The sequence below is a fragment of the Acinetobacter sp. YH12129 genome (assembly GCF_013418685.1).
Taxonomy (GTDB): domain Bacteria; phylum Pseudomonadota; class Gammaproteobacteria; order Pseudomonadales; family Moraxellaceae; genus Acinetobacter; species Acinetobacter amyesii.
On record NZ_VPBP01000028.1, the window covers coordinates 13758 to 39271 of the forward strand.

The window sequence follows — 25514 nt, forward strand, 5'->3', positions numbered from 1 at the left end:
TTAAAACAACAACTTGAAATATTTTTTTAATACTAAAGCCCGTTCAATATACCTAAATACGTGGAATCTGTCACATTTTTTCAGATGGTTGCGACGCTTTGTTTTTTCTTTTGCAAAGCCATCCATTAGAATAGCCCCACATTCTTCTTGTTTAGTTAGTTCCATGATTCAGTTAGACCAACTTTCCATTCGTCGCGGTGGGCGTGTTTTATTTCAAAAAGCATCTATGCAATTGCATCCAGGCTGGAAAATCGGCTTAACCGGTGTAAATGGTGCGGGTAAATCCACTCTTTTTTCTGCGCTTTTAGGTGGAATGGAATCTGATGGTGGTTCATTAACACGTCCTGCAGTATGGACCGTCGCGCATATGGCGCAAGAAATCAAAGCGTTGGATATGAAAGCGATTGATTTCGTTCTATCCGGCGATGAAGAATATTGGGATATACAACATAAACTTGAACATCCAGAACAATTAGACAATGAAGCGTTGGCACACTTATATGGCCGATTTGATGAAATCCATGGCTATACAGCTCCATCCAAAGCCTCACAACTGATGGCTGGCCTAGGTTTCTTTGAACATCAGTCCCAACTCAATGTTTCAAGCTTTTCTGGTGGTTGGCGTATGCGTTTAAACCTTGCGCGTACCCTAATGAGCCGTTCTGACCTATTATTACTCGATGAACCAACAAACCACTTAGACTTAGATGCGATTTTGTGGTTAGAAGATTGGTTAAAAGCTTACGAAGGCACACTGATCTTAATTTCACATGACCGTGATTTCTTAGATGCGGTGACTGATCATATTTTACATATTGAAAATCAAGAGCTGACGCTTTACACCGGCAACTATTCGACCTTTGAACGCACCCGTTCTGAGCGCTTGGCACAACAGCAACAAGCCTATGAAAAACAACTCGAAACCCGTGCGCATCTCCAAAAATTTATTGACCGTTTTAAAGCCAAAGCCACTAAAGCTAAGCAGGCGCAAAGCCGTATTAAGCAATTAGAACGCATGCAAGAACTTTCTGCCGCACATGTCGATACGCCATTTACCTTTAGTTTCCGTGAGCCAACCAAAATGAGCTCACCACTGTTACAAATGGAACATGTCGATATTGGCTATGGTGACAAACTGATTGCCACCAATGTAAATTTACAGATTACCCCAAACAGTCGCATTGGTTTACTGGGAATGAATGGTGCGGGTAAATCAACCTTAATTAAATCCTTGGTTGGTGACCTTCCCTTATTACAAGGGATGCGCAAAGCCTCTGAACTATTGAATATTGGCTATTTTGCACAGCATCAAATGGATGCTCTAGATGGCAATGCCAGCCCAATGTTGCAATTATCTCGAATCGCTGACAAAAAAATCAGTGAAGCGGCATTACGTTCATTCTTAGGCAGCTTTGGTTTTAGTGGCGAACGCATGGATACGCCAAGTGAAGGCTTTTCAGGCGGTGAACGAGCACGATTAGCTTTGGCTTTGATTGTTTGGCAGCGCCCCAATGTTTTAATTCTAGATGAACCGACCAACCATTTAGACCTCGATATGCGTCATGCCCTAACTATGGCATTACAAGATTTTGAAGGCGCTGTGGTTTTGGTTTCGCATGAACGTCAATTGATTGCCAGCGTTTGTGACGAATTATTGTTGGTACATCATGGGAAATGTCGCGAATTTGATGGCGACCTCGTGGCTTATGCCGATTGGCTGCGTCAAGCGCGGATCGACATGATGAAAAATAGTCAACAAGCCCCGACTCCCATCAAATCTCAAGTTGAAACTAAACCAACGATTTCCAAAGTCGATAAAGAAGCGCAACGTAAAGAAGCTGCACGTCAACGTGAATTGACCCGCCCGATTCGTAAAAACATTGAAAAAAATGAAGCGCAGATCAGCAAAATTCAGCCACGCTTAAACGAAATCGAGGAATTATTAGCAGACAGTGCTTTATATGAAGCCAGTCGTAAAGATGACTTACTCAAACTGATGAATGAGCAAACAGAGTTAAAAGCCAAACTCGAATCAGTCGAAGAGCAAATGCTTGAATTAATGATGGAATTAGAAGAAATGGAAAGCAGTTTTGAGGCTTAATTTAAAAAGCAAAACCCTAGATTTGCATTATTAAGAAAACCTAACTTAAGCTCAAAAAATCAATCGCCGTGAAATTTAAATGTTCCACGGCGATTTTTTATTTAAACTTCACAATAATAATCGCACTATAAATCTAAAAAATATTTAAAAAATCGAATGTTCATATCCAACTGGTTATTGCATCGTTAAGGCATTTCTATTCGGAAAGAATCTAAAAATTCAGCGATCGCTTTTACCCTAATTTTGTAAATGAATTCAAAAAAATATACTTCACATCAAACTCATTACCACAGTTATCCACAAAAGCCATTTTTAAATTCAAATCTTAGTTTTAAATTCATTTTTTATTTTTTAAATTCAAAACATCGAACCACTTTTTTGTGGATAAATATTTTTAAATGATATTATCCACAATTATAAATAACTTTGATGTTGAACACTATTAAATGTGAAAATTCACAAAACTTATCCACATTTATAAGATGGATGTGTTTTATCTCTACTGACTACATCAATTTAAACTTTTTATTGTTTAAGATAAGGCAGAAGGATGGGCTTTTTTTGCCTTTAAAAAGCGTAATTCTTGTATTTTCCAGCTTTGATCAAAATGCCAGATTTCCTGTATTTGCTGCTGTGTTTCAGCTAAACCAATTAAAATTTTGCACTCCGTTTGGTCACGATTAAACTCATATTCTTCAAATTCTACGTCTGGTTTTTGTGGTTTCCAAACCCCATTTTTCACTGCATGTGCAATACGTTCATAGCGGACATAATTACTTTCGACACGCCCGTCTTGCTCATAAACCACCTTAAAGTGCTCATCTTCGTATTCGGCTAAAACAGTATAATTTCCGGTAAAAAATGCATTTACCCAGATGTCACGAATGTGTTCAAGTTGATTGTCCATCATATATAGACCTCTTATTTTTAGCTGCTAAGTTCAAATAGATTTGAGCTTAGCATCAGAATAAGTCAATTTTATAAAACACAAATTGGCGATTTAATATTCAATTTTATTTAAGATAGCACAAAAAAAAGCACTCCGAAGAGTGCTTTTTTGAATGATTCTGTAATCAGAATTTAGGCATCAATATCCGCATTTAACGCATTTTCTTCAATGAAAGCACGACGTGGTTCCACATCATCACCCATCAAGCAAGAGAACATACGATCAGCTTCAATCGCATCCTGTACCGTTACTTGCAGCATGTTACGGTTCTCAGGATCCATCGTAGTTTCCCAAAGCTGTTCAGCATTCATCTCACCCAAACCTTTATAGCGCTGAATCATCATGCCACGGCGTGAGTCTTGTAGGATGTTTTGCCAAACCTGATGGAAGCTACTCACTGGAATTTTGCGCTCGCCTTTTTGCAGGTAAGCACCTTCTTCCAATAATGTGAACCAACTCTTCGAATTTTTGAGCAAACGCGCATATTCACCTGAACCCAATAGACCTGAATCTAACAAGTATTGGTGCGGTAAGTTATGAACATAGATGGTAATACGCGGGAAATAGGTCGCTGACTTATTGCCTTCGGTATCTTCATGCTCAAACGTTTCTAAGCTTAATTCAGGACGTAAGCTAGGCTGAGTTTTCTCAATATTGGCACGTAGCTGCTCCCCCCAAGTCTGTACATAGTCTTGGTTATTTGCTTGATCTAACTTAAAGCCTTCTACTGCCAATAAACCATCCAACACACTTGCAGGATAACGTACAGTCAGACGATGCAAACTCTTTTGAGAGGTTTGATAATCCGCAATCACACCCGCTAAAGCCTCACCACGAATGGCAGGTGCTTCTGCACTGATGTGTAATTCAAGCTCATCAATTGCATTTGAAATCAGGTAAGTCTCAAGCGCATCATTATCTTTGATGTACTGTTCTTGCTTGCCTTTTTTCAGCTTATACAGCGGTGGCTGTGCAATATAAATATATCCACGTTCCACAAGTTCTGGCATTTGACGGAAGAAGAAAGTCAACAGTAGCGTACGAATGTGCGAACCATCGACGTCGGCATCGGTCATGATGATGATTTTGTGATAACGCAGTTTGTCTGGGTTATATTCCTCACGGCCAATACCACAGCCTAAAGCGGTAATCAATGTTCCCACTTCTTGAGAAGAAATCATCTTGTCAAAACGTGCACGTTCCACGTTGAGGATTTTACCTTTCAGCGGCAAAATCGCTTGCATCTTACGGTTACGGCCCTGTTTTGCAGAACCGCCCGCAGAGTCACCTTCGACTAAGTAAAGTTCAGACAAGGCAGGATCTTTTTCCTGACAATCTGCCAATTTACCGGGCAAGCCCGCAATATCAAGCGCACTCTTACGACGAGTCATTTCACGCGCTTTGCGTGCTGCATCACGCGCACGTGCTGCATCAATAATCTTACCTGCAATCGATTTAGCGGCTTGTGGGTTCTCTAAAAGATATTCAGAGAACGACTTATTCATTGCTTGCTCAACCGCAGTTTTCACTTCGCTCGACACCAATTTTTCTTTGGTTTGCGAAGAGAATTTTGGATCAGGCACTTTCACCGAAACAATTGCAGTTAAACCTTCACGTGCATCATCACCAGAAACTGCCACTTTCTCTTTTTTGAGTAAGTTTTCGCTTTCCATGTAGCTGTTTAAGCCACGAGTTAATGCAGCACGGAAACCCGCTAAATGCGTACCACCATCTTTTTGTGGAATGTTGTTGGTAAAGCAACGAACATTTTCCTGATAAGAATCATTCCACTGCAATGCAACTTCAACTCCAATCCCATTGTCCGCTTGAGTAGTGAAGTGGAAGATATCATTCAGATGGGTTTTGCCTTGGTTGATATATTTTACAAACTCAGACAAACCACCTTCATAGTCATAAACGTGCTCTAAATTGATACGTTCGTCACGTAGCACAATTCGTACACCTGCATTCAGGAACGATAATTCACGTAAACGACGCGCCAAAATATCGACATTAAAAATCGTTTGACTGAAGGTTTCAGCACTTGGCCAGAAACGTACACGTGTACCTGTACGATCTGTCTCACCCACCACCTTTAATGGATACACGGAATCACCGTGTTTATATTCTTGCTGGTGGATTTGACCCGCACGATGAATGGTTAATTCGAGCTTGCTTGAAAGCGCATTCACCACGGATACACCTACACCGTGTAGACCGCCTGAAACTTTATAGCTGTTATCGTCAAATTTACCGCCCGCATGCAGAATCGTCAAAATCACTTCTGCTGCAGAAACACCTTCTTCTGGGTGAATGTCGGTAGGAATACCACGACCGTTATCCGATACGCTTACAGATTCATCTTCATGAATGGTTACATTGATCTCGTCACAATGACCTGCCAACGCTTCATCAATTGAGTTATCGACAACTTCAAACACCATGTGGTGTAGGCCAGTACCATCGTCAGTATCACCAATATACATGCCCGGACGCTTACGTACAGCGTCTAGACCACGTAATACTTTGATGCTAGAGGAATCATAAGCTTTTTCTATGGTTTGTTCTGTTTGAGAAGCAGCTTGATCTTCTGAACTCATGGTTTCTCCCTAGTGAAAAATAGGTCTATCCAAAGGTGGTATTTCATTGCACAACAGCCTGCACCGTACCATTTTCAACTTTGAATAATTGATAAGAAATAGATAAATCATGTAAGTGTTTTTGCACTGAATCATGGTCTAAAGTGGTAATAAAAACTTGACTACCAAGATGGCTTAAACGCTCAATTAAACGCTGTTGTGCGGTTAAATCTAATTCTGCTGTCAGATCATCTAATAATACCACAGTTTCCTTATTACAAGCATGTAGCATTGCAATCTGTGACAGTTTTAACGCCATGATCAATAACTTTTTTTGCCCACGAGAGAGCACAACATCTGCATCACCCATAGCGGTTTTCAACCTTAAATCTGCACGGTGCGGACCATACTCAGTATAGCCACGTTCGCAGTCTTTAAAGTGCTGATTGGTCAGATCATTCAGCAGTCCTGTTTCAGCATGAAAGCCTGCACTATATTCCAATGTCACTGTTAAATGCGGCAATAATGCTTGGAGATCTTGTTGGAAATATCGCGTCCACTGTTCCACCACATTACTGCGCAGACTATGTAATATCTCACCATAATCACTGAGCATTTTGTTCCACGGTTCTAGGTCAGACAAACTCAAATGACGTCGTGATTTCAGCAAACTATTCCGCTGTTTTAATGCCCGCGCATAATATTGCCATGCATGGTAAAACTCCGGTTCCACGTGGAACATCAACCAATCTAAAAGTTGACGTCGTGGCTTCGCACCATGATCAATAATATCGGTACTTTGTGGGTCGATGAGTTGTAGTGGTAAAATCTTAGCCAACTGCCCTTGTGTCCCCACAAGGTCGCCATTGACTTTAATCACTTGCTCGCCCGATTGCATTTTTTGCATGCCAATACGGTCTGTTGCAGACTGCGCAAAGACGACAGCGTCAGGGCTATTATTTTGAATATAGTTTTTTGGAATATGGGTTCGAAAAGAACGTCCAGTTGCCAGCAAATGTACTGCTTCTAATACAGAAGTTTTACCTGAACCATTTTGCCCATAAAAGACATTAAACGGCTGCAACCCAGAGAGTGCAACCGTCTTTAAATTTCGAACACGTTCTACATGTAAACGCGTGATATGCATAATAATTGAGACGTCAGTCCAAATTAAACACGCATTGGCATCACAACATAGGTTTGATCTTGTTGTTGTGGATCTTGTACCAATACCGACTGGTTCGCTTCTGTCATGGTCATTGCAACATCATCACCATCCAATACATTCAGAACCTCCAATAAGTACTGTGCATTAAACGACATTTCCATCGGTGCATCTGCATATTGAATCGCAAGATCTTCGATCGCTTCATCTTGCTCAGGGTTATTGGCACGAAGTTGTAAAGTGTCCGCATCAAACTTCAAGAATACGCCGCGCAATTTTTCATTACTCAAAATTGCAACACGTTGTAGCGATTGCTTGAAAACATCATGTGCAATGCGCACGTTTTTATCGCCACCACGTGGAATCACACGGCGGTAGTCTGGGAATTTACCATCGATCAATTTTGTGGTGAAACGTACGGTAATATCACCCTGCTCTTTATCACGGCTGGCAATGGTAATTGTTACATTTAATAATTCACGACCAATTAACAACGATAATTGCTCGTCTTCAACACTCAATAGACGCTGCAATTCACCTACGGCTTTACGTGGAACAATCGCTTGCATTGCTTGTGTCGCATTCGAGCTTGCCGCTGTTTCACACATCGCCAAACGGTGACCATCGGTCGTTACTGCACGCAATTGATTTTCATCAATTTCAAGCAAAGTACCCGTCAAATAAAAACGCACATCTTGAACCGCCATAGCAAAAGACGTTTTTTCAAATAAACGCTTTAACTCACGCTGAGTTACACCAACCTGAGTGCCTTGAGTATTTTCGGTGGTTAATAATGGATAGTCTTCTGCAGGCAAAGTACCCAATACAAAACGACTGTTGCCAGATTTTAAAATACAACGTTGATCTTCAGTAATTTGCAAATCAATCAATGCCGCTGAAGGCAATGATTTACAGATATCCATCAGTTTACGCGCAGGAACTGTCGTCACCCCTGCTTGTAAACATGCGCCATCTGCCAGCGGTGTACTCGCAACCAATTCCACTTCTAGGTCAGAACCTGTAATGGTCAATGCTTGCTCAGTAACCTGTACTTTGACATTGGATAAAATATTTAAGGTATGGCGACGCTCAACCGCTCCTACGACATGTGACAGAACATTCAGTAAGCTTTCTTTCGCGATTTTTAAACGCACAATACATTCCTCTAAAAACTGAAGACAGACAAAATAAATTAATTTTTTAGCAGTGTACTATGCGGCAGAATATACCGCATTGCAAGAACAGAATTTGAACAAAAAGACTTAACTTTGCAGCAGACGTTGCAAGTTTTTATAGTCCTCATTGAAGATTGGATCTTCTTCACGCAGGCTTTGTACTTTTTCACAGGCATGCATCACAGTACTGTGGTCACGGTTACCAAAAGCCATACCAATTTCAGGGAAACTATCCCCTGTCAGCTCACGTGCTAGCCCCATAGCCAACTGACGTGGACGTGCATAAATGCGTGTACGTTTTGGACCAACCAATTCTTTCAGAGGAATACGGAAATACTCGCTGACCACACGCTGAATATTTTCAGTACTAATGGTACGTGCACGAATCGCTAACACATCTTTTAATGATTCACGCACCACATCAAGGTCGATAGCGGTACCTTTAAAACGAGAAATGGCTACAACTTTATTCAGCGCACCTTCTAGTTCACGAACATTGGCAACCACTTGTTGAGCAATAAACAGCGCACAATTACGTGGAAGTTCTACGCCATTGCTTTCCGCTTTTTTCAGTAAAATTTCAATACGAGTTTCAATATCTGGTGGTTCAACACCCACCGATAAGCCCCACGAAAAACGTGAAACCAAACGTGGATCTAGCTCAGTCAGTTCTTTTGGATAACGATCTGAGGTTAAAATGATTTGCTTAGATTCATCTAATAACGCGTTGAAGGTATAGAAAAACTCAACCAAGCTGGCCTCTTTACCCGCCAACAAATGAATATCATCCACCAATAACAAATCTAACGAACGACAATTTTTCTTAAATTCTTCGACCTTACCTTGCTGTAGAGAGCTCACAAAGTCTTGTACAAAACTTTCAGCCGTCATATACATGACCCGTGCATTCGGTTTGGCCTGTAATAATGCATTACCCACTGCTTGCATTAAGTGGGTTTTACCTAAACCTGTCGGCCCATACAAAAATAAGGGATTATGTTGTGAAGCACCAGGTTGTGTAAGTACTTTACGACAGGTTTCTGCCGCCATCTGATTGGAACGGCCTTCAACAAACAAGGAAAAGGTAAATAATGGGTTAAGCTGACGCTTACGGTTATTTTTTGAAGACGTCTCTTCTTTTTCTTTTTTAGGACGAGTCGGTGCCGACACTTGCGGCGTTGACTCTAATGCTGCGGTGGTTGTTGCAGGTTGTTCAGCTGCAGATAAAATTGCACCAGGCCGTGAATCAACCAAAATCTCGACTTTACGTACCCGACCTTCAGACAACTGTTCCGCTAAAATAGAGATCAGTTCTAAATGGTGCTCTTGAATATAGCGTGTCCAATACGGATTCGGTGCATAGAGTTTTAGACTATCACCTGCATCTTCTGCCACCAGTGGGCGTATCCACATTGTATAGACATTTCCTGAAAGCTCTTGTCGCAAGCGAGTTAAGCAGTCTGTCCAAAGCATGTGAAACCCCTATTTCAGTCCATTGTACGAAAAAAATAATTCAACCCCGCCTAAGCGGGCAGCCATTCTAACCATCTTATCCACATCTGTCATGAACAAATCAGTCGAAATCGATCAAAAAAACGCAAATTGAGTTTAAATTTAAATTTAAATCACGTGTGGATAAGTTTATCCGCAAGCTGTGGATAAATTGTAGCACAAAGTTATCCACAAACTATCAAAATTATAAAAACATCATTATCCACAATATAACTATTTGTTTTTTAAATCTAAAAATGCGTTTTCCACAGAAAATATCAACACTAATAGTAATAAATTTAAATTTTAAAATTTGAATTTATTTATAAGGTCGACCCATTCTGGGGATAACTTGATGGTTGGTTTAAATTCAAATTTAAATTCATAAAAACCAATTCACAAATTTGAGATTGTGGATAAATCTGTGAGTAAACTTGAAGATAACTTAAATAATTAATATATACAATGATTTAGATTGTGAGTATTTTAATTTAAAACTTTCTGACTGATTTCTAATCCTTATATTATCTTGATATATCACAGCCTAGATTTTGAAAGAAAGCGTGTTTTTCATTGACAGCTCAAGCAATGAGCACTAAAATCGCGAACCTTTACTGAAAGATCATTTTTGGAGTTTCGATATGAAACGTACTTTCCAACCTTCTGAGTTGAAACGTAAACGCGTTCATGGTTTCCGTGCTCGCATGGCTACTAAAGCTGGCCGTCAAGTATTAGCGCGTCGTCGTGCAAAAGGTCGTCACAGCTTAACTGTTTAATTTCAGTTAAGACTGTCAAGACTTGGGTGTTATGACAACACTTTACGGCTTTAGCACAGATGTGCGAATACACTGTGCTGCCGATTATAAAAGTGTGTTCGATGGTGCGCTTTTTAAAGTGCATCAACCCCATTTCTTATTTCTAGCAAAAATCTCCGAACAGCCGAATAGCCGTTTGGGTATTGTTGTTGCTAAGAAAAAAGTGCGCCGCGCACATGAAAGAAATCGAGTAAAACGACTTGCACGCGAAAGTTTTCGCCTGCATCAACAGCAGTCTAATGTATTAGATATTGTCGTTATGCCAAAAATGGGCATAGAGGCGGTACCGAATGCAGAGTTGCATCAGCAATTACAATTTGCTTGGCAAAAATTGCAGCGCCTTGCAAATAAGCATAAAAAAATAGCTACCTCCTCACAAGCGTAGAGATGACCAATGGTTCGTTTACTGCATTGGTTCATTCGTTTCTATCAGATTGCGATTAGTCCTTTATTGGGACCACGCTGTCGTTATATTCCAACATGTTCTCAATATTCTTTGGAAGCAGTCCATCAACATGGTGCTGTACGTGGAGTGTGTCTAGCTGTTCAGCGTATTTGCCGTTGTCATCCTTGGGGCGGTTCAGGCTATGATCCTGTTCCATCAAAAGCAATTCGTTTTATTTCATTTCAGCAAATAGATTCTCAAACGCGTCACGTTGCTGTACCCTTTCGTGAACGTTTATTGAACCAAAATCACTCTAACCACTTGGGGTAATACCTATGCAACAATGGGCCAGGATTGCAATTCTAGGGGCCATGTTTGTTGTCGCATATTTGCTCATTTTGGCTTGGCAGAAAGATTATGGACATGCGGAACAAAAACCTCAGCAAAATGCTGCGGTGGTAACGCATGAAGTATCTGCCGATTTGCCAAATGGCCAGACAGCTACGGCTGCTACTGATGTGCCGCAAGCAAATAATGCTGCTACACAACAAACAACAGATGCCACTGCACCTGTTAGTCAACAGTTAATTTCAGTACAAACTGACCTTTACCATCTTTGGATTAATCCAAAGGGTGGCGATATTGTTCGTATTGAATTACTCAATCATGACAAAAATAAAGACAGCGACGAACCATTTGTAATGCTTGAAAGCGATGCAAAACGTACTTATGTTGCTCAGTCTGGCTTAATTGGTCTTAATGGCCCTGATAGTAATCCGAAAGGACGTCCAACGTATGAGATTGAAAAATCTTCATATACGTTGAATGACGCAAAAGCTGTGAAGGGTAAAGATGGCCAAACAGCAAAAGTTTTGTCAGTACCAATGGTTTATAAAACAGCAGATGGAGTAGAGGTTATTAAAACCTTTAACTTCACTGAAGGTGAATACCCTGTTGTCGTGAATCATAAAATCGTGAACCGCAGTGCTCAGAACTGGCAAGGTCAGATGTTTGGTCAGCTTAAACGCGACAACTCTGAAGATCCGGGTAAATCTGATCAAGGTATTTTCACTTTAGGTACATTCCTTGGTGGTGCATGGGGTTCGCCTGAAGAACATTACAACAAGCTTAAATTTGCTAACTTCAATGAAGAAAAATTGAATGTTGAAGCAACTGGCGGCTGGGTTGCAATGGTTCAGCATTACTTCGTGAGCGCGTGGATTCCTGGACAGATCAAATTAACGCAAGCCAATGGTCAACCGTATGCTGCGAAACTTGAGTCACGTAAATCTACTGATGATATGAACATCATTCAGTTCACATCGCCTGCAATCAATGTTCCTGCAGGAACTGTGGCAGAAGTAGATGCAACGTTCTATTCAGGTCCAAAAATTCAGTCTGAATTGAAAGATTTGGCTGTTGGTTTGAACCAAACTGTAGACTATGGTTGGTTATGGCCAATCGCGAAATTGTTGTTCTTAGGCCTACAATTCTTCCATGGTTTAGTGGGTAACTGGGGTTGGTCAATTATTCTATTGACGATTCTGGTGAAACTGATCTTGTGGCCATTGTCGTCGAAGAGCTACCGCTCTATGGCGAAAATGCGTGTGATTGCACCTGAAATGCAACGCATGAAAGAAGAGTTCGGTGAAGACCGTATGCGCTTCTCGCAAGAAATGATGGCATTGTATAAACGTGAACAAGTGAACCCACTATCAGGTTGCTTGCCGTTATTGCTCCAAATGCCGATCTTCCTTGCTTTGTACTGGGTATTGATGGAGTCTGTTGAACTACGTCATGCGCCATGGTTAGGTTGGATTCAAGATTTATCTGCGATGGATCCATGGTTTATTTTGCCGCTATTAATGGGCTTAACCATGTTTATTCAGCAAAGTTTGAACCCACAACCGGCTGATCCAATGCAGGCGAAAGTCTTCAAAATCATGCCAGTGATCTTTACGGTATTTATGTTGTTCTTCCCTGCGGGCCTTGTGCTTTACTGGATCTGTAACAACAGTATTACTATTCTTCAACAAGGTTTGATTAACAAATCTGTTGAAAAAGAACGTTTAAAACGTGAAGCAGCTGACTCAGCAAACTAAGCATTGCTGATGGGCTGAATAAATCCGCTTAAGATGGTAATCTTAGGCGGATTTTTCTTTATCTGTCGTTTGAAAATTTTTAGGTAAATTTTATGTTAAACCGAACCACCATCGCAGCAATTGCCACACCGCCGGGTCGTGGTGGTGTCGGCGTGATTCGCCTGTCTGGTCCCCAATCTTATGCCATTGCAGAAGCATTAACGCAGCAATCCTTACCAGAAGCACGTTTTGCTGGTTTCCGTAAGTTTTATGACGCATCAAATGAAATTATGGATGAAGGTTTGGTAATTTGCTTTCCAAATCCGCACTCGTTTACGGGTGAGGATGTGGTGGAGCTTCAAGGTCATGGCGGCCCCGTTATTCAAAATGCATTATTGGCACGGTTACTTGAATTGGGTGCTATTGCTGCGAAAGCGGGCGAATTTTCAATGCGCGCCTTTGAAAATGGCAAAATGGACTTGGTGCAAGCCGAGGCGATTGCTGATCTGATTGATGCCACCTCACAAGCTGCTGCACGTTCAGCGGTACGTTCATTACAAGGTGCTTTTTCGAGCAAGGTCAATACGGTGTTAGAAAAACTTATCCATTTGCGTTTGCATGTGGAAGCAGCGATTGATTTTCCTGAAGAAGAAATCGACTTTTTGGCGGATGGTAAGATTTTGGGCTTATTGGATGAAGTGGCAAGCTCGGTCCATGCTGTGCAGCAATCTGCTCGTCAAGGTCAGCTACTGCGTGAAGGTCTACAAGTGGTGATTGCCGGTAAACCCAATGCAGGTAAGTCTTCTCTACTTAATGCTTTGGCAGGTGTTGAACGTGCGATTGTGACGGATATTGCCGGTACGACACGAGATGTTTTACATGAAAAAATCAGCCTCAATGGTTTGCCGATTACCTTGACCGATACCGCAGGTTTACGTGAAACCGGTGATATCGTCGAAAAAGAAGGGATTCGCCGCGCAATTAAAGAAATTGAGCAAGCTGACTTGTTACTTTTGGTCTATGACTTAAGTCAGGGCGAAGATCCACTGCAATTGGCTCAAGCGTACTTCGCCGATCATATTGAACCGAAGCGTTTGATGCTGATTGGTAATAAATGCGATTTGACGGGATCTACCGCAGAAATTACCGATTTAAACGGTTTTCGACATATTCGTGTTTCGGCTAAACAAGAAACCGGCGTTCAAGCGCTTATTGATGCGATTACAGCGCATGCAGGCTTTCAACCAGAAGAAGATACCTTTATTGCTCGAACACGCCATTTAGACGCAATGAAGCGCACGCAGCGCTATCTTGCAGAAGCACGTGAGCAGTTGGTGGTTTATCATGCGGGTGAGTTGGTAGCCGAGTCTCTACGTTTGGCGCAAAATGCCTTAGGTGAAATTACGGGCGATTTCAGTGCAGATGATCTACTCGGTAAGATTTTTGGATCGTTCTGTATCGGAAAGTAATAAAACGATTGAGCTCCTCATTTCACCTATGGATAGATCCATCCAAAGCACGATGTTCGAAAACATCGTGCTTTTTTGCATGGCTTTAGCGTGGGTTTGAGCCAAAAATGATTTTAAAGATTGTTCTCAGCACATCTTTTATTTTCATCCCATAAAAAGGATTAATTGCTGCTCTTTTCGATACAGCCTCAACTTTGACTTTGAGTGTTGCATAGTCTGGAAATTGTTGCTGTTGCGAGGATTTTTCGACCGCTGACAAAATATCAATTAAAAATGCACGATTAATTTTTGAACTTAATGGAATGGATTGATACCACTGTTTTTCAAAGCGACGATCTAAAAAGATATCGGGAATTTCGGGGCTAGTGGCATAAAACATGGCTTTGGTGCGCATACATTTACTGCATTGACCACAATTTTTTGGTCGAGCCCTATAGTCCACACAGATCGACAGGGTTTGTAAATCTAAGTCCCATTGGCTTAGAAGTGCGGTTTTTTGTGATCGCGTGACATCATCGTCGAGGGTGATTAAGACCCCGGATCGGTTCTTCATCAATCGGTTGGATGCCGTATTTGAGCCATAGGGATGAACGAATAATTGTTGATCTAAACGGTAATCGGCTGAAATTCGATATTGCTGGTAATGTTCAAAAATCGAAGCGCAGGAAAACAGCGAAAAGATATGTGTGACATGCGAACCTTTAGGGTTACAGCCATATTTACTGTACAGCGTGTAAGCATCGGTTTTTACCACGCGACTTTGCTTAAAAACTTGGCTTCTAAAGTCATGGGTCTGATCCATTAAGGCCTGAAATTTTTTATGGTCATCAAATTTATAATCCATTCCATGCACAGTGAGACAATCAGAGTCTTGCCCATTTTCAAGAAAAGCTTTGTATGTACTATAAGTGGAGTCAATCCCACCGCTAAAAAAGCTTAAATTTTGAGTGGGTTGGTTTGCCGGTGGTGTTTGGATAATCGATGCAGCACTGAGCATGACTGGTTGATATAAATCAGGTAACCAAGCGGCCCAGACCGTTGAAACCTCCCGTGCGGAGTGGAGGGTTTGTATTGAAATAGGTCCTTCTACATGCAGCGGGATGCCAAGGCGCATGGCAATGGGTAAAAAGCCCCAAACGATAAAATCATAGGTTTCTAATTGCGGTAAGGATTCAAACGGTAAACTATATTGAATATTCCCGTATTTGCTGCTGGCGATGATTTGATTTTCCGCAGTGTTAATTTGACATTGAATTTTTAGCATTTTTTTAAATTTTTGAATCACATCACACAAGATCTTAATTTAATTTGATTGATTTTTATAGGGTTTCTTAATTGCTTTTGGGTTTAAGAAGCACCCAATACAAGATGCTTCTTGAATAAGTTCAATGGTTAATTGGTGTTCAGACTGCGGTGCCAAAACAATAAGCCGATACACAATAAGCCTACGCCAATACAAAAACCTAAAACACCGACCATTAAGCCGAAATGATCAGATAAATAGCCGGCTGCAATAATTGGAATAATGGTGCCTAGATATCCAATAAATAAATAGGTCGAGATCACCGCAGCACGGTTTTGATTGTTGGTCATTTGATGAACTAAGCCAAATGCGCCTAAAAGCCCCAGACCATGCCCGACACCGACTAAAACATCGCTAATAAAAAACAATGCGCTCCAATGTTGGGTCATACATAGGGCAAGGAGCGCATAGCTCAGTATTAACACTATTAAGCCGGCATTGACACATTTTGCAGAAGGAATCGATTTCGCCATAAATTGCACGACAGCGGAAACCAGCAAGATACTTGCAATGGCACTACCACTGACCAAAGGGCCATGCCATGGGATTGCATCTTTGACGAAAGAGGGTGCGAGTGATGCAAATAAGCTAAAAGAGCCAAAGGCACAAAAGGCAGTTAGTCCGGCGATATAAAATCGTGAATGATCACGCTTTTCAGGCAATTCCAAATGTGGTGCCACTGAAAAAGGCTGTGGCTCAAAGTTCGGTGTGCGAATAAAAAACAACCCAATTAGACATGCCAAACCCCCAAAGATCACAGGGATATAAGGGGTGACTAAAGGCTGTTCCGAAAATTGGGCAATCACCCCACCAATAAATGGGCCAAGACCAAAACCAATCACGGTAATGATTGAACTCAGCTGCGGTGCATTATTTTTATGCTGTTCAGGAATGGTATAGACCAAGCCAAGCATGGCTGAGGTGCTAATTAAACCCGAGGCAATCCCGATAATAAAGCGCCCGATAGATAACCACAGTGCATTACTGGCAAACACTGATAAGCTTAAACCTAAGATGATGCACGCCATACCGATTTGCAGGGTTCTTAAAAAACCAAAACTGTTACTGGTACGACCTAAAAACAGCAAGGTCGCTAGGCAACCAAACATGTAGGCAACAAAGATATAGGTGATATGACTCGGCAGCAGTCCCCAAAGTTGTTGATAAATGGGATACAGAGGACTAGCTAGCGCTGTACCAATAGTGCCCATACAGAGTGCAAGGCTCACCATGATAAACGGTCGCCAAGAGGGAGATGTGGTCATTTTAAAGTCGCAGAGGTACAGCCAATAGGGTCAATATTGTGCTGTATGAGAAAGAAGAATATATGGACTCAGTTTAATGCCGATTGTTTTCCATGGTCAAATCACAGTTGTAACGTTATCCATAGCGTTTAAGCAGTTTTACAAATTCTTCCAGTTCTGCTTCATTGATTTCAACATCTTGAGGCAATACATGATGGCGTAAATGTGCTTCGATTAATTCATTCATTAATCCATTTACAGCACCTTTGATGGCCGCAACCTGTTGTAATACCTCAATACACCCTGCTTCGGGTTGCTGTAAAGCCAGTTCAACCGCATTGACCTGACCTTGTAGACGTTTAACCCGATTTAAAATCTTTTTGTCCTGATGTAAATGACTCAACACTTTCTCCAGAAAATAAATATACTATGGGGGAGTATATTTAAGCATAGAACCTAATGAAAACTTCCCCATCCATCCGAATTCATCATCATCAATTTGATGAAGGTAATCCACTCGCACAAAAACGGATCTTAATTGCCACTATTTTAACGGCAGTCATGATGTTGTTAGAAGTTATTGGCGGATGGATTTTTAATTCGATGGCATTATTGGCAGATGGTTGGCATATGAGTTCACATATGTTGGCATTAGGCTTGGCCTATTTTGCCTATCGTGCGGCACGCCACTATGCCCAAGACGCTCGTTTTAGCTTTGGGACTTGGAAAATTGAAATTTTGGCAGGCTATAGCAGCGCGATATTATTGATGGTTGTTGCTGCATTTATGGCTTTTCATTCGGTGGAACGCTTATTCAACCCGGTCCAAATTCATTATAACGAAGCAATCCCTATTGCGATTTTAGGTCTGGTGGTGAACTTGATCTGTGCTTGGTTATTGCATGATGACCATCACCATCACCATCACCATCACCATCACCATCATGAGCATAGCCATGAGGAGCAGCATGATCATCATCACGACCTCAATCAGAAAGCAGCCTTCATGCATGTGGTTGCTGATGCGGTGACTTCTGTGTTGGCGATTGTGGCCTTATTTGCCGGAAAATGGATGGGCTGGGGTTTTTTAGATGCGCTATTGGGGATTGTCGGTGCAGTTCTAGTTGGCAAATGGGCCATTGGCTTGATGAAAGAAACTGGACAAACATTACTGGATGCGGAAATGGATCACCCTGTCGTTGATGAGATTCGAGAAGTTTTAATGCAATTGCCTGTCGACGTCGATGTGACCGATTTACATGTGTGGAAAGTGGGTAAAGGTCAGTTTTCGTGTATTGTGGCCTTAGAAACCAGTCAGGCATTGAGCGCAGATGAAGTGCGTCAAGCGCTGTCGATTCATGAAGAAATTGTACATGTGTCTGTTGAAATTAATTCACCTGATGCAGCTTAATATGTTCCACGTGAAACGGCATGTAGCTATTGCGTAATGAACTGAAAAAAGCCCAAGACTTTCACGTGTTAAGGCTTAGAATGCTGAATCAATTAAATGTTGAAGTTCGGTCTATGTTGAAAAAAATATGTGCGTTGGCGTTGAGTACCACCCTTTCGACTTTTGCTTTGGCAGATGCAGCACAGGTTCAAAAGCTCTTGGCAGAAAAGCACCCCAGTTTAAAAATTGAAAATATTCAAAGTACAGAAATGCCGGGCATATATAGCGGTTTTGTTGAAGATCAAGTTTTGTATTTGAGTGAAAATGCGGATTATGTGATCGCAGGTTCTATGATCCGTTTAAAAGATCAAAAGAATCTGACCAAACAATTGATCCTCGGTCAGCAAAAAACTGAGTGGAATAAACTTCCATTACAAGATGCGATTAAAACAGTCAGGGGGAATGGGAAGCGCCAAATCGCGATCTTTTCTGACCCAAATTGCCCATATTGTAAGAAGCTTGAAGTAGAACTGGCAAAACTCAATGATGTGACCATTTATACTTTTGTCACAGCGATAAAACCGCAGTCGTTGGCGCCATCTAAGCAGATTTTTTGTGAGTCAAACCCTGTTATGGCCTGGGATAATTTAATCAATAAGGGAATTCAACCGAAGTCAGCGAAAAGTTGTGCAAACCCCATTGATCGAAATTTAAAATTAGCTAAAAGCTTAAAACTAAGTGGTACACCGGGAATCGTATTTGCCAATGGTTCGATCTTAACCGGTGCTTACCCTGCTGCTGAATTAGAATCGATGTTAAAAGAGATCAAATAATTTCAGCTGTACGTCATGAATAAAATATAAATAAAAAAATACCCGTCTACAGGCGGGTATTTTAATGGTGCTATAAAAATTAGACGCGGGTTTTTTTCGTTACAAGGTTATAGATAAACAACACGATGATCGCACCAATGACGGAAGCGATAAATCCTGCAGCAGAATTTTCTCCATATAGACCTAATAAACGTCCGCCATAGGTCGCAAGTAAGGAACCTGCAATCCCGAGAATGGTGGTCATGATGAAACCGGCTTTGTCATCTCCAGGATGGATCGCACGTGCAATTAAACCAGCAATAAAACCAACAACAATCGCAACAATGAGTGACCACATAGTAACTCTCCTTTTGTTATCATGTATTTGTTTTTTACGACTTGTTCAATCTTTATCTTTAATCAAAACTGCGCAGAGCTATAGCCTAAACATGCAAAAAACTGTTGTTTTTTTTGTTCAAAATAGCCCAAAAAATAAAAAAAAAGTGGCCTTCGGCCACTCTTAAGTATCTGATCTGGCTTAGAGACCAATTTCGCCAATAAATGGAATATGACGATATTTTTGATCATAGTCCAAACCATAACCCACGATAAATTTATCTTCGACTTCAAAACCTAAAAATTTTACATCGAGGTCAATTTCACGACGTGAAGGCTTGCTGACCAAAGTACAAAGCTCGATTGAGTTTGGATTACGCGTCTGTAAAATTTCTAAAACTTTGCTTAAGGTATTGCCTGAATCGATAATATCTTCAACCACCAAGACATCTTTATCTTTAATGTCGCCGTCTAAATCTTTTAAGATTTTTACATCACGAGTAGATACGGTCCCACCGCCATAACTTGAAACGGTCATGAAATCGAGTTCATGCGGTTTTGAAATCGCGCGGCAAAGGTCAGCCATAAAAATAACGGAACCACGTAATAGACCGATTAACACCAACTCTTTGCCGCTGTTAGCATAGTGTGCATCAATTTTTGCGCCAAGCTCTTTCACTTTAGCTTGAATTTCTTCAGTGGAAATCAGTACGCTCATTTGAACAGACATGGGTAGATACCTAAAAAAGCAAATCAAAAAAATAAAAAAGGTGTTGACTTGCAACACCTCTAAAGATGAACCAATTTTAATACATCTGGCTCGCAGATGCATCTTTTTTGCCGTTGAAAATGTAATCAGTTTTTCTTGAAAGTGCTGTCACGCTTGAGTAAGCACAAACAAGCGACGGCAATCAGTCCAATTTTCAACGTTGTTTTTCCTCTCGGTCGAGCCGTTTTATGCTTTGACATAAGCACATTGTCCAAACACATAGGTGGCATGGATATTACGATCATCCCCCATCAGCATCAGGGCAAATAAAGCATCTTCCAGATTTTTGGCACGTTGTTGACGTAGGGCTTGTAGCGCAGTGGCTTTTAAATCGAGTACCACAAAATCTGCTTCTTTGCCTAAATCAAAGTTTCCAAGTTTGTCCTGTAGGTCTAAGGCTTTTGCTCCCCCTAACGTGGCATGGTACAGCGCTTCAAATGCGGACAGTTTATCGCCTTGAAGTTGTTGAACTTTGTAGGCTTCATTGATGATTTGTAGTTGGTTAAATGAGGTGCCTGCACCAATGTCTGTGCCTAAGCCGACTTTCACCTGTTTTTCCCATGTTTTCTTTAATGGAAATAAACCACTGCCTAAGAACAAATTCGAGGTTGGACAAAACGCAATGGCAGAGTTGGTCTGATGCATACAGTCCCATTCAGCATCTTCCAAATGCACACAGTGTGCAAACACGGAACGTGATCCGGTCAGACCATAATGATGATAAACGTCTAAATAGCCGTTTTGCTCAGGGAATAATGATTTGACCCACGCAATTTCATTTTTATTTTCACTCAAATGCGTATGTACATAAACATCAGGATACTCGGCTTTTAGCTCCCCTGCCCGTGCCAATTGTTCAGGCGTTGAGGTTGGGGCAAAGCGAGGCGTGATGGCATAAAGGTTACGGCCCTTGCCATGCCACTTTTCGATGAGTGCTTTGGAGTCGTTATAGCCACTCTCTGCAGTGTCACATAATGCTTCAGGTGCATGTCGATCCATCATCACTTTACCGGCAATTAAGCGCATCTGATGCTGTTCTGCAGCCTTAAATAAAGCATCGACCGATTGTGGATGAACGGTACAAAAAACCAAGGCTGTTGTGGTTCCGTTTTTGAGTAACTCGTTTACGAAGAACTGTGCAATTTGCTCTGCATAAGCCGGATCTTCAAATTGGATTTCGGTTGGGAAGGTATAAGTATCAAGCCATTCCAGCAGTTGTTCACCATAAGCCCCCATCATTTCCGTTTGTGGATAATGGATGTGGGTGTCGATGAAACCCGGAACAATCAATTGATCTGGATAATGCTGTACGTCAACCTGATCTGGGAGATGGTGTTGTCCCTCAGACCATGGACCGAACCATTGAATTTTTCCGGCTTGCGTAATCAGCAAACCATCTTCGAAATAGCGCACTTGGTCGTGAATTTCACGTGCTTGGGCAACTGTATTCTGAATATCTAGAAAGCGACCACGGATCGCTGTAGATGCGATAACAGAAGACATGACATACCTGCAGTTTAGAATTTTTTCGGTTGATTGTAGCTTAATTTGGCTAGAAAAGGCGTTGTTGTAATTAGAGGATCATGTTCTAAAATATCGAACAGCCATTAATGTATGTCGAGAGCATGTCATTTTTTCAAAGCGATTGATTAAATCAATGCGCTTGTGTCAGGCTAAATCGAATCAAAGAATAGAATTCAACCGTGTATCTATGTCCCATCCAATGCATCCTGTGAATCAATCACAGCTTGAAGCCACTTATGTTGAGCGCTTGCAGCAACTGATTCAGCAACATGACGGCATCATGTCTATTTTAAAGCAGCTTTATTTGGTGGATGCCAGTGCGTATATTGCCGCAGGTGTCATTCGAAATATGCTGTGGTCAGTGCTACACCAACACAGCTATACACTGTCCCATACTGAGGTGGATATTATATTTTATGATGCTGAGGATAACGGTGCTCATAGTGATCAGATCCAAAAAGAAATGCAGTCTTTCTTTCCATTGATACAGTGGGATGTGACCAACCAAGCTTTGGTGCATCATTGGTATCGTTTAGACAATGGTGATTCTATTTTGCCCATAACATCGATTTCCCATGCCCTTTCTTTGTGGGTTGAAACTGCAACGGCTGTTGCCGTCCGTTTAAATGAGCTTGATCAAGTAGAAATCGTGGCACCATTTGGACTAGCTGATTTATTTGAATTAAAACTGCGTTGGAATTCAACCTTAGTTAGTCGAGCGACTTTTTTGCAACGTATAGAAGAGAAACAATTTTTACAACGTTGGCCGAAACTCAAACTCTTGATGACGCCTGAAGCTTAGTTCATGGCTTTGTTACAAAATAAATAAAAGCCTTCTCGAAAGAAGGCTTTTATTTATCTAAGCGTTTTATAACGTGGTTTGATGGTACTTCTTACTGTGTCGGATTGATAACCATGCAGTAATGGTTAAGGTCACCACAATAAAACCGAGTGAAATCCAAATTGGCATGTGGAACACATCGAGCAATAGCATCTTAGCGCCAATAAACACGAGGATAATGCCCAGACCATATGGTAAGTAATGCATTTTCGATGCAGCACCTGACAAGAGGAAGAACATTGCACGTAGACCTAAAATCGCCATTAAGTTTGCCGTCAGTACAATGAATGGGTCAGAGGTAACCGCAAAGATCGCTGGGATTGAGTCAACCGCAAAAATGACGTCCGATGCTTCAACCAAGATCAACACTAAAAAGAGCGGCGTTGCCCATAAGACACCATTTTGACGAACAAAGAATTTATCTTCATGCATCTGAGGGGTAATACGCATGTGTTTACGTAGCCACTTCAAAATCGCCATATCTTCGATATCTTTATCTTCTTCGTCTTGGCCTTTAAGGAATTTAAAGCCGGTATACACTAGGAATGCACCGAAGATGTACAGCACCCAAGAGAATTCTTGAACGAACCATGCCCCAATAAAAATAAAGATAGTACGGAGTACAATTGCGCCGAGTACACCGTAGAGCAATAGTTTGCGCTGCAAAGCAGGTGGAATGGCGAAGGCAGCAAAGATCATGAGCCAGACAAAAACGTTATCAATTGCGAGTGATTTTTCGAGCAGATAACCAGCGAAATATTCCATGACTTTGGTGTTTGCAACAGCGACACCAGCGGTTTGCTGTAAGTAGAGCCACAATGCACCACCGAATAAGGTAGCCACAGAGACCCATGCAATACTCCAATAGGCAGCGGTTTTGACTTTGATTTCTTGGCCTTTGTTATTTTTAAAGCCTAAAAAGTCGATGAGTAGCATGATGGTGACTAAACCGAAAAATGCCAGATATAGCCATAAAGAGCCAATCGTTTCCATGTGTATTCTCCACATCTAACAACCAGCCATAAAAAAACCTCGACCAGTTGCCAGACGAAATAAAACGCCTGAGACAACATGATCAAGGTCTTGCCTACATCGTACTGTAATGATTTTCAGCAGCGATGCTCAGATACCGACTTTTTGCAAAGTGTAATGACGATATTCTGACACGTAAAACAAGGTTTACGTTTGGAGGAGGCTACTCCCCTTGTTCAAATTTTGTTTTGGACACTGTCCAAATATGCTGCAAAGCATGACAGTTTTTAGTACAAAGTGCAATCGGCAATTTGCGAATTCATTTAATGTGCCACAGGAGGGTTAAAATCACCACGGTGTGCTAACGCTAAGGCTAAAAGTGTGCCGATCACGGCGATGATTCCTCCGATCACACCAATATAACTCAAACCGAAATGAACGCTGACGATACCGCCCAAGAGTGCACCACCGCCAATCCCGACATTATAAAGTCCTGAATAGATAGCCATGGCGACATCGGTGGCGTCGGATGCGAGATGTAGTGTCTTTGACTGTAATGCGAGACTAAATCCAATGATACTCATGCCCCACAATAAGCACACTGCACTTACACCTGCAAAACTGAAAGAAACAGGAAGCAACAGCAGCATGGATAAAGCCAGTGTGGCTGTACTCAAAGGAATCGCAACTTTGGGATATTTCCCACCAAATTTTCCAAAGAGATAAGAACCTAGAAAGCCTGCTGCACCAAAGATTAATAACAACGTGGTGGTTTGCATGGAGCTGAATGCAGCAATGTTGAGCGAGAATGGTTCGATATAGCTATATGCGGTAAATTGCGCGCTAATTACGATAATGGTTAATGCAAAGACCATCATTAAGCTTGGACGGCGAATAAACTGTTTTAGGCTGCTCAGCGAGCCAGAGTTCAAACTCGGCAGTATCGGCAGCGTTTTGGCTAAAATCAGGCAAACGATACTGGCGCCAATGCCAATCAGAGCAAAGGTATTTCGCCAACCATAAGCTTCTCCAACCATCCGCCCAAACGGAATACCGAGAACCATTGCCAAAGCTGTGCCTGTGGCCAAAAGACCCAAGGCCTGAAATTCTTTGCCTTTCGGCGCAACACGAACTGCCAGCGACGCAGTAATGGACCAAAAAAGTGCATGCGAGAAAGCAATGCCAATTCGACTGAGCAATAAAGTATTAAAGCTCCATGCGAAATACGACAGAATATGGCTGACAATAAACACCATAAATAAGGAAATCAGGAGCGAGTGACGTTCAATATTTTTGGTCAATAACATGATCGGCAAAGAAATCGGCGCAACCACCCATGCATAGAGCGTAATCATGATGCCGACATCGGTCGCGGCTAAATTAAAGGTTTTGCCAATATCGCTGAGCAACGCGACAGGTACAAATTCAGTGGTATTAAAAATAAATGCTGCGAAAGCCAAAGCAATCACAGCCGTCCAAGAGCCAGAAGAAGCCGTTTCGGAGGGAGAGGCAGACATGAGTGTCTTCAAATAAAAAAAGTGGCATATTTTACTATGCTCTATACACAAGCAGGAACCGATTTAAGCCCTGTACATGCGGTTTAAATTAATACAAAAACAACAGAGTTGACCTGCATTACATGCCAATTTATAAAAAAATGGAGGAAATTTAAGATGTTTGTACAACAAGATGATGATCAAAAAAAAGGAGCTTTCTTTGTTGAGCAAGATGGGGAGCGTTTGGCAGAGATGACTTACTCATGGGCAGGCGATGATAAATTTATTATTGATCATACCGATGTCAGTGATAGCTTGCGAGGACAAGGTGTTGGACGACATCTCCTCGATGCAGCAGTGAATTTTGCTCGGGAAAAGAACGTGAAAATTATTCCGCTCTGCCCTTTTGCAAAATCTGTATTTGATAAAGATGAATCGATTCGTGATGTTCTGCGCTAATACGCTAAATTGTATAGCGTGATGTGAATTATTAGATTTCTTTCATAAGTCATTTTTCACTCAGCTCTAAGTTATAAATTCCAGCAATTAGATTGAATCTCAATGCTAGTCTTTTGCCTCGATTGCGATATCGCTCAGCAAGAATTTTGAAGGTTTTCA

General features: G+C 41.5%; 23 protein-coding genes and 1 pseudogene. 10 read left to right on the plus strand and 14 right to left on the minus strand.

The annotated features are described in order from the left end of the window. The first annotated feature begins 163 nt into the window (after nucleotides 1-163). Nucleotides 164-2101, plus strand: a complete 1938-nt coding sequence (locus FTU65_RS12905) for an ATP-binding cassette domain-containing protein (RefSeq protein ID WP_180005500.1) — start codon at nucleotides 164-166, stop codon at nucleotides 2099-2101. Nucleotides 2102-2633: 532 nt separating this feature from the next. On the opposite strand, the gene FTU65_RS12910 is transcribed toward FTU65_RS12905, so the two are convergent. From FTU65_RS12910 to dnaA, 5 genes are all read right to left on the minus strand, one after another. Beyond that, a complete protein-coding gene (locus FTU65_RS12910) occupies nucleotides 2634-3011 on the minus strand; it encodes a hypothetical protein (RefSeq protein WP_180065692.1) in 378 nt (125 codons plus the stop codon). A gap of 170 nt (nucleotides 3012-3181) precedes the next feature. Then, nucleotides 3182-5650 carry a DNA topoisomerase (ATP-hydrolyzing) subunit B gene (gyrB, locus tag FTU65_RS12915; RefSeq protein ID WP_180005501.1) on the minus strand — a complete coding sequence of 823 codons (2469 nt, stop codon included), beginning with the start codon at nucleotides 5648-5650 and terminating at the stop codon, nucleotides 3182-3184. Between the two features lie 43 nt (nucleotides 5651-5693). Next, nucleotides 5694-6776, minus strand: a complete 1083-nt coding sequence (recF, locus tag FTU65_RS12920) for a DNA replication/repair protein RecF (RefSeq protein ID WP_180009130.1) — start codon at nucleotides 6774-6776, stop codon at nucleotides 5694-5696. Nucleotides 6777-6799: 23 nt separating this feature from the next. Further along, nucleotides 6800-7948 carry a DNA polymerase III subunit beta gene (dnaN, locus tag FTU65_RS12925; protein ID WP_078194448.1) on the minus strand — a complete coding sequence of 383 codons (1149 nt, stop codon included), beginning with the start codon at nucleotides 7946-7948 and terminating at the stop codon, nucleotides 6800-6802. A 108-nt stretch (nucleotides 7949-8056) separates the two neighbouring features. Further along, a complete protein-coding gene (gene dnaA, locus FTU65_RS12930; RefSeq protein WP_180066860.1) occupies nucleotides 8057-9442 on the minus strand; it encodes a chromosomal replication initiator protein DnaA in 1386 nt (461 codons plus the stop codon). Between the two features lie 659 nt (nucleotides 9443-10101). On the opposite strand from dnaA, the gene rpmH reads away from it, so the two are divergent. The 5 genes from rpmH (at nucleotide 10102) to mnmE (ending at nucleotide 14210) form a co-directional block, all read left to right on the plus strand. Beyond that, complete coding sequence (rpmH, locus tag FTU65_RS12935; protein ID WP_000831329.1) at nucleotides 10102-10236, plus strand: 50S ribosomal protein L34; 135 nt, start codon at nucleotides 10102-10104, stop codon at nucleotides 10234-10236. A gap of 31 nt (nucleotides 10237-10267) precedes the next feature. Continuing rightward, entirely contained in the window at nucleotides 10268-10660 is a 393-nt protein-coding gene (rnpA, locus tag FTU65_RS12940; protein WP_078194450.1) for a ribonuclease P protein component, read from the plus strand. Nucleotides 10661-10669: 9 nt separating this feature from the next. After that, nucleotides 10670-10990: a membrane protein insertion efficiency factor YidD gene (gene yidD, locus FTU65_RS12945; protein ID WP_180066861.1), complete on the plus strand. Its 321-nt coding sequence runs from the start codon at nucleotides 10670-10672 to the stop codon at nucleotides 10988-10990. A gap of 5 nt (nucleotides 10991-10995) precedes the next feature. Further along, nucleotides 10996-12762 carry a membrane protein insertase YidC gene (gene yidC / locus FTU65_RS12950; RefSeq protein WP_180066863.1) on the plus strand — a complete coding sequence of 589 codons (1767 nt, stop codon included), beginning with the start codon at nucleotides 10996-10998 and terminating at the stop codon, nucleotides 12760-12762. 92 nt (nucleotides 12763-12854) lie between these two features. Continuing rightward, the gene (gene mnmE / locus FTU65_RS12955; RefSeq protein ID WP_180066865.1) at nucleotides 12855-14210 is read left to right on the plus strand and encodes a tRNA uridine-5-carboxymethylaminomethyl(34) synthesis GTPase MnmE; all 1356 of its coding nucleotides are present in this window, start codon (nucleotides 12855-12857) and stop codon (nucleotides 14208-14210) included. An 85-nt stretch (nucleotides 14211-14295) separates the two neighbouring features. Here mnmE and FTU65_RS12960 read toward each other — a convergent pair whose 3' ends face one another. From FTU65_RS12960 to FTU65_RS12970, 3 genes are all read right to left on the minus strand, one after another. Next, nucleotides 14296-15474, minus strand: coding sequence for a hypothetical protein (locus FTU65_RS12960; protein ID WP_180066867.1), 1179 nt, complete (start codon nucleotides 15472-15474; stop codon nucleotides 14296-14298). Between the two features lie 128 nt (nucleotides 15475-15602). Beyond that, the gene (locus FTU65_RS12965; protein ID WP_257222694.1) at nucleotides 15603-16778 is read right to left on the minus strand and encodes an MFS transporter; all 1176 of its coding nucleotides are present in this window, start codon (nucleotides 16776-16778) and stop codon (nucleotides 15603-15605) included. Between the two features lie 115 nt (nucleotides 16779-16893). Beyond that, a complete protein-coding gene (locus FTU65_RS12970; protein WP_180009138.1) occupies nucleotides 16894-17160 on the minus strand; it encodes a metal/formaldehyde-sensitive transcriptional repressor in 267 nt (88 codons plus the stop codon). Nucleotides 17161-17216: 56 nt separating this feature from the next. Between FTU65_RS12970 and dmeF the strand changes: the two genes are divergently transcribed. Both dmeF and FTU65_RS12980 read left to right on the plus strand, forming a co-directional pair. Next, nucleotides 17217-18167 (plus strand): CDF family Co(II)/Ni(II) efflux transporter DmeF, encoded by a 951-nt coding sequence (gene dmeF, locus FTU65_RS12975; protein ID WP_180065698.1) that lies wholly within the window; start codon nucleotides 17217-17219, stop codon nucleotides 18165-18167. Nucleotides 18168-18280: 113 nt separating this feature from the next. Continuing rightward, a complete protein-coding gene (locus tag FTU65_RS12980; RefSeq protein WP_180009161.1) occupies nucleotides 18281-18979 on the plus strand; it encodes a DsbC family protein in 699 nt (232 codons plus the stop codon). A 79-nt stretch (nucleotides 18980-19058) separates the two neighbouring features. On the opposite strand, the gene FTU65_RS12985 is transcribed toward FTU65_RS12980, so the two are convergent. From FTU65_RS12985 to guaD, 3 genes are all read right to left on the minus strand, one after another. Continuing rightward, entirely contained in the window at nucleotides 19059-19316 is a 258-nt protein-coding gene (locus tag FTU65_RS12985) for a GlsB/YeaQ/YmgE family stress response membrane protein (protein WP_078189516.1), read from the minus strand. A gap of 180 nt (nucleotides 19317-19496) precedes the next feature. Beyond that, complete coding sequence (gene hpt / locus FTU65_RS12990) at nucleotides 19497-20024, minus strand: hypoxanthine phosphoribosyltransferase (RefSeq protein WP_180009142.1); 528 nt, start codon at nucleotides 20022-20024, stop codon at nucleotides 19497-19499. Between the two features lie 225 nt (nucleotides 20025-20249). Then, complete coding sequence (gene guaD / locus FTU65_RS12995) at nucleotides 20250-21566, minus strand: guanine deaminase (protein ID WP_180009144.1); 1317 nt, start codon at nucleotides 21564-21566, stop codon at nucleotides 20250-20252. 208 nt (nucleotides 21567-21774) lie between these two features. Here guaD and FTU65_RS13000 point away from each other — a divergent pair, with 208 nt between their 5' ends. Further along, entirely contained in the window at nucleotides 21775-22389 is a 615-nt protein-coding gene (locus tag FTU65_RS13000) for a nucleotidyltransferase family protein (RefSeq protein ID WP_249748283.1), read from the plus strand. 66 nt (nucleotides 22390-22455) lie between these two features. On the opposite strand, the gene FTU65_RS13005 is transcribed toward FTU65_RS13000, so the two are convergent. Together FTU65_RS13005 and FTU65_RS13010 are read right to left on the minus strand one after the other, a co-directional pair. Continuing rightward, nucleotides 22456-23421, minus strand: coding sequence for a TerC family protein (locus tag FTU65_RS13005; protein ID WP_078194460.1), 966 nt, complete (start codon nucleotides 23419-23421; stop codon nucleotides 22456-22458). Nucleotides 23422-23723: 302 nt separating this feature from the next. Further along, complete coding sequence (locus tag FTU65_RS13010; protein WP_180009146.1) at nucleotides 23724-24917, minus strand: sugar transporter; 1194 nt, start codon at nucleotides 24915-24917, stop codon at nucleotides 23724-23726. A gap of 132 nt (nucleotides 24918-25049) precedes the next feature. Here FTU65_RS13010 and FTU65_RS13015 point away from each other — a divergent pair, with 132 nt between their 5' ends. Continuing rightward, nucleotides 25050-25355, plus strand: a complete 306-nt coding sequence (locus FTU65_RS13015; protein WP_347269446.1) for a GNAT family N-acetyltransferase — start codon at nucleotides 25050-25052, stop codon at nucleotides 25353-25355. A gap of 49 nt (nucleotides 25356-25404) precedes the next feature. Here the strand turns inward: FTU65_RS13015 and FTU65_RS13020 are convergent. Continuing rightward, nucleotides 25405-25514 (minus strand): annotated as a pseudogene (locus FTU65_RS13020) (IS5/IS1182 family transposase); the annotation flags it as partial.

Bases quoted from the DNA above. Each gene is read 5' to 3' on its own strand.
- FTU65_RS12905 (WP_180005500.1), top strand. From the start codon at position 164: ATGATTCAGTTAGACCAACTTTCCATTCGTCGCGGTGGGCGTGTTTTA.
- mnmE (WP_180066865.1), top strand. From the start codon at position 12,855: ATGTTAAACCGAACCACCATCGCAGCAATTGCCACACCGCCGGGTCGT.
- dnaA (WP_180066860.1), bottom strand. From the start codon at position 9,442: ATGCTTTGGACAGACTGCTTAACTCGCTTGCGACAAGAGCTTTCAGGA.
- FTU65_RS13010 (WP_180009146.1), bottom strand. From the start codon at position 24,917: ATGTCTGCCTCTCCCTCCGAAACGGCTTCTTCTGGCTCTTGGACGGCT.
- FTU65_RS13005 (WP_078194460.1), bottom strand. From the start codon at position 23,421: ATGGAAACGATTGGCTCTTTATGGCTATATCTGGCATTTTTCGGTTTA.
- hpt (WP_180009142.1), bottom strand. From the start codon at position 20,024: ATGTCTGTTCAAATGAGCGTACTGATTTCCACTGAAGAAATTCAAGCT.
- recF (WP_180009130.1), bottom strand. From the start codon at position 6,776: ATGCATATCACGCGTTTACATGTAGAACGTGTTCGAAATTTAAAGACG.
- guaD (WP_180009144.1), bottom strand. From the start codon at position 21,566: ATGTCTTCTGTTATCGCATCTACAGCGATCCGTGGTCGCTTTCTAGAT.
- FTU65_RS12965 (WP_257222694.1), bottom strand. From the start codon at position 16,778: ATGACCACATCTCCCTCTTGGCGACCGTTTATCATGGTGAGCCTTGCA.
- FTU65_RS12960 (WP_180066867.1), bottom strand. From the start codon at position 15,474: ATGCTAAAAATTCAATGTCAAATTAACACTGCGGAAAATCAAATCATC.
- FTU65_RS12985 (WP_078189516.1), bottom strand. From the start codon at position 19,316: ATGTGGTCACTCATTGTTGCGATTGTTGTTGGTTTTATTGCTGGTTTA.
- FTU65_RS12910 (WP_180065692.1), bottom strand. From the start codon at position 3,011: ATGATGGACAATCAACTTGAACACATTCGTGACATCTGGGTAAATGCA.
- rnpA (WP_078194450.1), top strand. From the start codon at position 10,268: ATGACAACACTTTACGGCTTTAGCACAGATGTGCGAATACACTGTGCT.
- yidC (WP_180066863.1), top strand. From the start codon at position 10,996: ATGCAACAATGGGCCAGGATTGCAATTCTAGGGGCCATGTTTGTTGTC.
- dmeF (WP_180065698.1), top strand. From the start codon at position 17,217: ATGAAAACTTCCCCATCCATCCGAATTCATCATCATCAATTTGATGAA.
- yidD (WP_180066861.1), top strand. From the start codon at position 10,670: ATGGTTCGTTTACTGCATTGGTTCATTCGTTTCTATCAGATTGCGATT.
- rpmH (WP_000831329.1), top strand. From the start codon at position 10,102: ATGAAACGTACTTTCCAACCTTCTGAGTTGAAACGTAAACGCGTTCAT.
- FTU65_RS13000 (WP_249748283.1), top strand. From the start codon at position 21,775: ATGTCCCATCCAATGCATCCTGTGAATCAATCACAGCTTGAAGCCACT.
- FTU65_RS12980 (WP_180009161.1), top strand. From the start codon at position 18,281: ATGTTGAAAAAAATATGTGCGTTGGCGTTGAGTACCACCCTTTCGACT.
- gyrB (WP_180005501.1), bottom strand. From the start codon at position 5,650: ATGAGTTCAGAAGATCAAGCTGCTTCTCAAACAGAACAAACCATAGAA.